This window comes from Asticcacaulis biprosthecium C19 (assembly GCF_000204015.1).
Lineage (GTDB): Bacteria > Pseudomonadota > Alphaproteobacteria > Caulobacterales > Caulobacteraceae > Asticcacaulis > Asticcacaulis biprosthecius.
In genome coordinates, this window is record NZ_GL883078.1 from 114,292 (window position 1) to 122,485 (window position 8,194).

Sequence of the window (8,194 nt, forward strand, 5' to 3'; positions counted from 1 at the left end):
GCCCGCCCGCGGGGAGAGGACGAGAGCGGAACGAAGTGAACGCGATCGGCGCGGGGCGGCGAGCCTGAGGGGCTAACCTAAACCGCCTTCCTAAGCGTCAGATTATACCGCACGCCACCTGTCAACGGATGCTGGCCAACCTTCACCGGCATGACTCCGTGGTAATACAACCTCGCCGGCCCGCCCCACACAACGACATCACCATGCTCGACGACGATTTTCATCGTCGAATCACCCCGGTTCAATCCGCCAAACAAAAACACTGCCGGCAGCCCTAACGACACCGACACGATCGGCGCCGTCATATCGCCTTCGTTGATATCCTGGTGCAGCCCCATCTTCGCACCGACACTATAGCGATTGATCAGACAACCATCCGGCCGGAACCCGGTAAACCCACTCGCTTCCGCTGCCCGCTCGCCCAACCCCACCAGGGCTTCCGGCAAGTCCGGCCACGTCACCCCCGTCTGCGGATCCTCCGCCGTATAACGATACCCCTTGCGATCGGTGACCCACCCCAACCCGACATTGGTCATGGCGGCCGACATGGCGTGCCCGCCCGGCGTCACCATATTGCGGAACGGCGCCACAGCCGACACCTGCCCGATCATCTCCAGCAACTCCCCCGCCTGTGCCAAGGCAAACCCACGCAACACCGCCAATCCCGGCGGATACGCCACACCAAACAAATCATCCTGCATCGTGAAAGATCACACCCATGGCGTAGCGCCGCCCGCTGCGCAGACGGCTAACGCCATGCCGCATATTGACGCGATAATCGCCGCGCGAACCCTGAACCGGCCGGTTGTGGACGGCAAACACAACGGCATCGCCCTTTTGCAACGGGACCACCTGCGGCCGCGACTGCATCCGCGGTCGCTGTTCGGTCAGGACAAACTCCCCGCCGGTAAACTCCTCCTCCGGCTGGGACAACAAGACCGCCACCTGCAAGGGGAACACCATCTCGCCATACAGATCCTGATGCAGGCAGTTGTAATCGCCGGCCTCATACTTCAACAACAGAGGTGTCGGCCGCGCCTGCCCGGCCGCATGACACTGCGCCAGGTAGTCACCATGCCTTTCGGGATAGCGCACACCGACGTCCATACGCTCGTTCCAACGGTTGGCGATCGTCGCCAAGGGCGGGTACAAAGCCTCCCTCAGACGGCTCACGACATCGGGCAGCGGATAGGCAAAATACTTGTACTCGCCCTGACCAAAACCGTGCCGCGCCATATGGATGTGACTGCGGAACCGCCCACCCTCATACAACGCCACCAAATCCCGGCACGTCTCGTGACGGACCAGACCCGGCAACACCGCACAGCCGAACCGGTCCAACTCCCCAGCCAAAAAAAGTCCAGTCTATCAAAGCCCGGCGTTCGCGCGCCGCCTGAGGTGGATCGGCCGCCTCAACCGCGTCATCGACCAAGCCATAGGCGGGATGCTCGCTCATGCCACCTTCTCCCTGTCGAGCAGATCGCGCTTGCGCTCGACGCCCCAGCGATAGCCAGACAGACTTCCATCCGTCCGTACGATGCGATGACACGGCACCGCGATCGCCAGGGTATTGGCCGCACACGCCCCAGCTACCGCCCGCACAGCCGCCGGCGAGCCAATCGCCTGCGCCAACTCGGCATAGCTCAAGGTCTTGCCGGCCGGGATGGCGCGCAAGGCCTGCCACACCCTTTGCTGAAAGGCCGTCCCGCGAATATCCAGCGGCAGGTCCAGCCCCTTGCCCGGCGCTTCAACCATACCAATGACCTGAGCCACCCGGGCGTCGAACTTCGGATCATCGCCGGTCAACCGCGCCTGAGGAAACCGATCCTGCAGTTCCCGCACCAGGGCCTCGGCATCATCCCCCAGCGAGATCGCCACGATCCCCTTGACGCTCTCGGCCACCAACACAGCACCCAACCGGCTCTGGCCGATGGCAAACCGAATATCGGCATCCTTGCCACCGGCCTTGAATTGCTTCGGCGTCATGCCCAATATGGCGTTTGACGTTTCGTAAAACCGCCCGTTCGAGCCAAATCCGGCATCATAAAGCGCGTTGGTCACCGTCTCGCCGCCCGTCAACCCCTCGCGCACCTTTCGGGCACGATGGGCTGTGGCATAGGCCTTGGGCGTGACACCCGTAATCGCCTTGAACTGACGGTGAAAATGGTAAGCGCTCAACCCGGCCCGCGCCGCCAACGCCTCCAGACCGGGTTCCGTCTCCGCCGTTTCAATAAACCGGCAGACCTCGGCCATCACGCCGGCCATCCTGGCCCTGGGCGACTCGCCGCGCGGATGGCAGCGCTTGCACGCCCGGAAGCCTGCCGCCTCGGCGGCATCGCAACTCAGATGAAACCCGACATTCTGCGGCTTGGGCGTGCGGGCCGCGCAGGACGGCCGGCAATAGACGCCGGTGGTGGCGACGGAAAACCAGAACTGCCCGTCGAACGCAGCATCGCGGCGAACGACGGCGTCATAGCGCGGATCGGTACTGACAGTGGGCACGGCGTTCATGGGTCTCTCCTACATCTATGCCATCTCGCTGACGGCACAATAGGCGACGTTGTAAACCTGCGCGCTCCGGCCCTTGCTGTCAAATTAAGTCGTGTCCACAATCTCTGAAACGCGCGCATCGGGAGCTCGAAATGCCATGACAAGGGCAGCGCCCAGCACTATTCATAGCTACATCTAGTGGGGGCAGACGATACATGGTCACGGCAGACACGACGGCGCGGCTCTTCGCGATCATCGCGCGGCAGACCCGCAAAGCGGTGGTTTTTCGCCGAGGCCCCAGCCGGACGGTTCTCCTCCTCACCTGGGACCTCGAAAGCGACACCCTCACGGCCGGCCAATGGTTCAAAGGACGGATATACGAGCGACGGTGCGACCTCAGCCCGGACGGCGAATTGCTCTGCTACTTTGCCGCCAAACACCACGGCAGGCCGGGCACGTGGACGGCCATTTCACGTCCCCCCTATCTGAAGGCCCTGGCCCTTTGGGAAAAAAGGTGACGGTTGGGGCGGCGGCGGCCTCTTCGACACGCATAACAGCCTGCGACTGAACCACCGCCCCGGCCCGGAATCCGACCTGGCCAAGGACTTCACCCTGCCCGACGCCTTCCGCACCGCTCCCCTGGGAGACGATCCTGGCTGGGGAGAAGATGATCCCATCTACACCATGCGTACGGAACGCGATGGCTGGGCGACCACAGCTCCCGGCCAGTTTTCAGACTACAACAACAAAGGACCTTTGGCCTGGATCGTCGACCCGCCGATGGTCGTTGAAAAGCCGATCGCGAATGGCCGCATCCAGATCAGCCTGCATGGTCTCCATGAACGACGCATGAGAAAATACATGCAGACCGGCCGGGTGACCGACCTTGGCGGCGAACGCTGCATCGATCTGGGCCGTGTCGACTGGGCCGATGCAGATCACAACGGCGATGTGCTGTTCGCAAGCGGTGGGTGCCTCTACCGAATGCCACAACCCTTCGCCGGCACCGACCCGTCCTCGCCCCGGTGCATAGCGGACCTGAACGATCTTTCCTTCGAAGCGCGCATAGCTCCCGATCACGCCGTGCAATGGCCACAAACCAACTAACGAACCAAGCCTTTCTTCTCCTCTCCACGAAGTGGGGAGGTGCAGGCGAAGCCGGCGGAGGGGTATCTTCCTTACCGTCGAACGCCCCAAAACGGGCCCCTCCAATTGACTTTGCCGCCCGCATCCGTCATCGCCTCCCGCATGAAACCCATCAGCAAATCGACCAAGCTCGCCAACGTCCTGTACGACATCCGCGGCCCCATCATGGAGCGCGCCCGTCAGATGGAGGACGAAGGCCACAAACTGATCAAGCTGAACATCGGCAACCTGGCCGCCTTCGGTTTCGACGCGCCGGAAGAAGTCCAGCTGGACATGATCCGCAACCTGCCCAATTCTGCCGGCTATTCCGACAGCAAGGGCATCTTCGCGGCGCGCAAGGCCATCATGCACTATACCCAGTCTCAGGGCGTGCGCGGCGTCACCCTGGACGATATCTATTTGGGCAACGGCGCCTCGGACCTGATCGCCATGGCGACCAACGCCCTGCTGGACGACGGCGACGAACTGCTGCTGCCGGCGCCGGACTACCCCCTGTGGACGGCAGTGGCCAGCCTGTCGGGCGGCAAGCCCGTCCACTATCTCTGCGACGAAAGCCAGGGCTGGATCCCCGACCTCAACGACCTGCGCGCCAAGATCACCCCGCGCACCAAGGGCATCGTGGTCATCAATCCCAACAACCCGACTGGCGTCGTCTACCCCGACCACATCCTGCATGAACTGATCAATATCGCCCGTGAGCACAATCTGGTGCTGTTCTCCGATGAGGTCTACGACAAGGTCCTGTATGACGACGTCAAACACACAGCCCTGGCCAGCCTGTCGACCGACGTCGTCACCCTCACCTTCAACTCGCTGTCGAAAAGCTACCGTGCCTGCGGCTACCGCGCCGGCTGGATGGTGGTCTCAGGCGACAAGGCCTCGGCGCGGGACTATATCGAAGGCCTCGACATGCTGGCCAATATGAAGCTGTGCGCCAATGTGCCGGGCCAATGGGCCATCCAGACGGCGCTGGGCGGCTATCAAAGCATCAACGACCTGGTCCGCGAAGGCGGCCGCCTGCGGCAACAACGCGACCTGGCCTACGACCTGATCACGGCCATCCCGGGCGTAACCTGCGTCAAGCCCCAGGCGGCCTTGTACATGTTCCCGCGCCTCGATCCCGCGGTCTATCCGATCAAGGACGACCGCCTGTTCTTCCTGGAGCTTCTCGAAGCCACGCGGGTGATGCTGGTCCAGGGCACGGGCTTCAACTGGCCGTCGCCGGATCACTTCCGGATTGTGTTCCTGCCGCACGACTCCGACCTGCGCGAAGCCATCGGCCGCCTGGCCCGCTTCCTCGAAGACTACCGCACCAAACAGGCGGCCTGACCACCGGCCCTCTTACTTCCTTCTCCTCCCTATCTTCGATGGGGAGCGGGGTGGCCCGTGCCATGGCGAGCAAGTGAGCCCCCTTATGGGGCGAAACGCGTCGAGACGGAGGGGTCCTCTTGATAGCCTGTCCAAACGAGGAGTCCGCACCAAACAGGCGGCCTGACCTCAGGGCGCGGGATCCACTGACACCCCGGCGTCCGTCTGGACGATGGGCATTATCGTGCCGTCGGGATTGTAATACAGGTGCTCGACCCGCACGGCACGCCGGCCGATCGCGCCTGTCTGGTCGCCGATGGTCAGGCCGGCATCATGGTAGAAAAAGTACCAGTTCCCCTTGAACTGGATGATCGCCGGGTGAATGGTGAAGCTGTTCTTCCCTGAGCCCGTCAATTCCCCGCGACGCGTCCACGGCCCGCGCACCGACGGCGCCGTGGCATAGGAAATGGTCTCATCGCCCTTGCTGATCCGGTCGCGCGATGCATAGGTCAGGTAGTAGATCCCCTCCCGCTTGTGCAGCCACGGCCCCTCCTCGTAATCCGGCAGGTCGATCATATAGATCGGCCCGTCCAGCTCCGTCATATTGGGCTTCAGCTTGGCATAATAAGCCATGCCATTGCCCCACATCAGCCAGGTCGTACCGTCATCATCCGTGAACACCGTCGGGTCGATGTCGTCCCAGCTATGCGTCGTGACCTTGGTCATCTCGTTGGTGATCAGCGCCGAACCGCGCGCGTCGGTGAAAGGCCCGGTCGGGCTATCGGAGACCGCCACGCCGATGGCCATGCCTGGATGGGAGTCATCGTGAGCGACGGTGGCGTAGAAATAGAACCGGCCGTCCTTTTCGATCACCTGCGAAGCCCAGGCGTCGCGCTTGGCCCATTTGAAATCGGTGGCCTTCATGATGGGGCCGTGACCGGTCCAGGTCTTCATGTCGGAGCTGGAATAGACCAGCCAATCCTTCATGGTGAACATCTCCGTGCCGCGGGCCTCGTCATGGCCGACATAGAGATAGACCTTGTCGTCGACGACCAAAGCCGCCGGATCTGCCGTGAAAACATCGGTAAAAAGCGGATTGGTACCCGGTACAGGCGCCTGCGCCATCGCGGCCGACGACATCAAAACCGCGCTCATCGCCAGACACGCCACATAGCGATACATTCCGCTCTCCCTTGTTTTTCTCTCGATATTACAAGGATTTTCTATATTGTCTGACTATATCCGTCAAACGATGAACACCGACGTTGTCATTTCCGTCGAAATGCTACCGCGCCGGTTGGATGGCGGCGTCAGGCGACAAGGCCCAGGCCGCCGACCATAGGCGCAGCACAGCTATATTGAAGCCGTATCGAAGTAGAACCAGTCTGCGTTAAGTTTCTCCTCGCCGCGGTTAGGTAGTGGTGGAAAGGGAACGATGTTCTGACGACGGAAGACGCCCATGACCTCGTCTGCGTATCTGTCGGCAAAAGCCTCACGTTCCCGCTGGGGGCGAGCGAAATAAAGCGAGGTCAGATCTCTCAGTTCTCCTTCATCGCGGTCATACCGGTCCTCCACCTTCTGACAATAGTCGAGGTGATGACCGATCTCATGAGGCAAGGTCCGAAAGAGTTGCGTAGCCCGTATGGCTTCGGGCGGGCATGAAATCTCGATGTACCTGGAAGTCGTTTCGATGCGATGGCCGTCTCTGCGCAAGGCATCAAGTTCCTTTGCAAATCCCGGACCGACGTCTTTTTTGAGGCGATAGCTATAATCGAGAGGCTGAGCCTCGATCACCACGCTCGTCCCGGAATGGCGTCCAAATTCAGCCCAGTAGGCCATGCGGCCCCACACGGGGCTGAAGATGCGCTCTTTTCGCTTAGGCTGGCGGAAGGCGATAACCGAAAGGCCTTTTCGATCCGCCTCAGGTATCAACTTCAACAACTCGACCACATCGTGGACGGAGAGGTAGTACTTCCATCCAGGCGCCGTGGGCTCGACCACTACCGTAAACCTGTGGGAATTCAGGACATATTCCAATTCGACGGCAGCTATCAGCTTTTCATAAAAGCGGCGTGGATCGACGTCCGAGTTCGGAATGCCAAAGAACTTGCGCCTTTTAGAACCATGGCCCTTGGTGCCAATTTTGCGGTTTCGTCGCGCTGGATTGCGTCCGTTCGAATTCACCCGACATTTTCCAGTTTGAACGCCCGCTTGGAGCTCGGATGACTTAATGTAAACTGCCACTGGGGCATTGTGAAGCTCCACCAGGAGTGAACGGCATCTTAGATGATGAGGCCGACACTGGTCAGTTTCTCACCAGTGATTATTTTCAATTCGTCGTCGACGCGGAAACGGAGCATCAACCTCAGGGCCATTGGTTTTCATTGTCCAAGAGCGTTCGGTCCGCAAACAAGCGGTTTAAGCCTGGTGCGGACACGGCGAGGTGCGTTGTCTTGTCGGAAATATCCAAACCAGGATAGACTTCAGTCATGATCCTTCCTCCTCGATATGTGCCGGCCTAAACGGCCGCGACCGATACGTAGGAGGGATAAATCAATTACGCCATGTCACCGAAACTCCGCACGGGACATCCCAATTTGCCGCCGCGGGTTCTATTGTGGCATATATGGTTGCAGGTAGGGGGGGGATAAAGCCGCAGCGCAGATTCCGGGACTGCTGACGGGTGGTGCTGTTGGCAAGGCTTACAAGAGCCTTTCTAAGGGACACAAGTTTCTTGGTGATGTGAGCGCTACGGTCGTGGGTGAAGGTGGAAAATCAATGGTGTGTGGTGAATGATGTCGCCTTATTTATTTATAGTACTATCGTTCGTCCTTTGGGTTGCCTTAGACAGGACTATTCCGCTCAGCATGATGATATATGATTGGCGCACTAACAGTCCGAGTACAAAAAAGATTCTGAATAGTTACGGCATAGTTAAATTCCCCAGGACAGTTTTCATGGGATTTACATGCGCTTCGTTCGCGCTTCCTTTAGACGGAACCCTCAAAACCGTAGCTGTTTTAAGCTTTTTTATCCCAACGGGCGTCATTACTATGTGGGATTGTTATAGCGCCTTCAAAATGCGCTAAGTCACCGAAATTCGCAAGGTAAAGACTGCAAAAGCTAAAATTAAAAATGGGTGTTAGACGTGAAACTCCTTATCGCAACTATGGTGACGGCGTTCTCATTGTTTCCAGCGCATTTTGGCGGCACATCGCCACGGTGTCTGGCGGGTATGCGTGAGGTATTA

Annotated in this window: 10 protein-coding genes; 3 read left to right on the forward strand and 7 right to left on the reverse strand. The window is 59.8% G+C overall.

All coding sequences use genetic code 11. The annotated features are described in order from the left end of the window. Positions 1-77: 77 nt before the first annotated feature. The 4 genes from alkB to ada are packed head-to-tail and all read right to left on the reverse strand — an operon-like array spanning position 78 to position 2,511. Positions 78-701: a DNA oxidative demethylase AlkB gene (alkB, locus tag ABI_RS11185; RefSeq protein WP_040309161.1), complete on the reverse strand. Its 624-nt coding sequence runs from the start codon at positions 699-701 to the stop codon at positions 78-80. Continuing rightward, positions 691-1,236 (reverse strand): 2OG-Fe(II) oxygenase, encoded by a 546-nt coding sequence (locus tag ABI_RS11190; protein WP_309545680.1) that lies wholly within the window; start codon positions 1,234-1,236, stop codon positions 691-693. The genes alkB and ABI_RS11190 overlap by 11 nt, the downstream gene beginning before the upstream one ends. 28 nt (positions 1,237-1,264) lie before the next feature. Then, a complete protein-coding gene (locus tag ABI_RS25670; RefSeq protein ID WP_006273081.1) occupies positions 1,265-1,456 on the reverse strand; it encodes a hypothetical protein in 192 nt (63 codons plus the stop codon). Next, positions 1,453-2,511: a bifunctional DNA-binding transcriptional regulator/O6-methylguanine-DNA methyltransferase Ada gene (gene ada, locus ABI_RS11195; RefSeq protein WP_006273082.1), complete on the reverse strand. Its 1,059-nt coding sequence runs from the start codon at positions 2,509-2,511 to the stop codon at positions 1,453-1,455. The genes ABI_RS25670 and ada overlap by 4 nt, the downstream gene beginning before the upstream one ends. A 194-nt stretch (positions 2,512-2,705) precedes the next feature. Here ada and ABI_RS23675 point away from each other — a divergent pair, with 194 nt between their 5' ends. The 3 genes from ABI_RS23675 to ABI_RS11205 all read left to right on the forward strand — a co-directional run bounded on the left by ABI_RS23675 (position 2,706) and on the right by ABI_RS11205 (position 4,965). Continuing rightward, positions 2,706-3,008 (forward strand): hypothetical protein, encoded by a 303-nt coding sequence (locus ABI_RS23675; protein WP_006273083.1) that lies wholly within the window; start codon positions 2,706-2,708, stop codon positions 3,006-3,008. Positions 3,009-3,246: 238 nt separating this feature from the next. After that, on the forward strand, positions 3,247-3,597 hold the full coding sequence (locus ABI_RS23680; protein ID WP_211211159.1) for a hypothetical protein: 351 nt from the start codon (positions 3,247-3,249) through the stop codon (positions 3,595-3,597). 141 nt (positions 3,598-3,738) lie between these two features. After that, a complete protein-coding gene (locus ABI_RS11205; protein ID WP_006273085.1) occupies positions 3,739-4,965 on the forward strand; it encodes a pyridoxal phosphate-dependent aminotransferase in 1,227 nt (408 codons plus the stop codon). A gap of 168 nt (positions 4,966-5,133) precedes the next feature. Here the strand turns inward: ABI_RS11205 and ABI_RS11210 are convergent, their stop codons facing one another. The 3 genes from ABI_RS11210 to ABI_RS26455 all read right to left on the reverse strand — a co-directional run bounded on the left by ABI_RS11210 (position 5,134) and on the right by ABI_RS26455 (position 7,435). Then, a complete protein-coding gene (locus ABI_RS11210) occupies positions 5,134-6,126 on the reverse strand; it encodes a glycoside hydrolase family 43 protein (RefSeq protein WP_006273086.1) in 993 nt (330 codons plus the stop codon). A gap of 171 nt (positions 6,127-6,297) precedes the next feature. After that, complete coding sequence (locus ABI_RS11215) at positions 6,298-7,128, reverse strand: hypothetical protein (RefSeq protein WP_006273088.1); 831 nt, start codon at positions 7,126-7,128, stop codon at positions 6,298-6,300. Between the two features lie 181 nt (positions 7,129-7,309). Continuing rightward, entirely contained in the window at positions 7,310-7,435 is a 126-nt protein-coding gene (locus ABI_RS26455; protein WP_280959739.1) for a hypothetical protein, read from the reverse strand. Between the last annotated feature and the right edge of the window lie 759 nt (positions 7,436-8,194).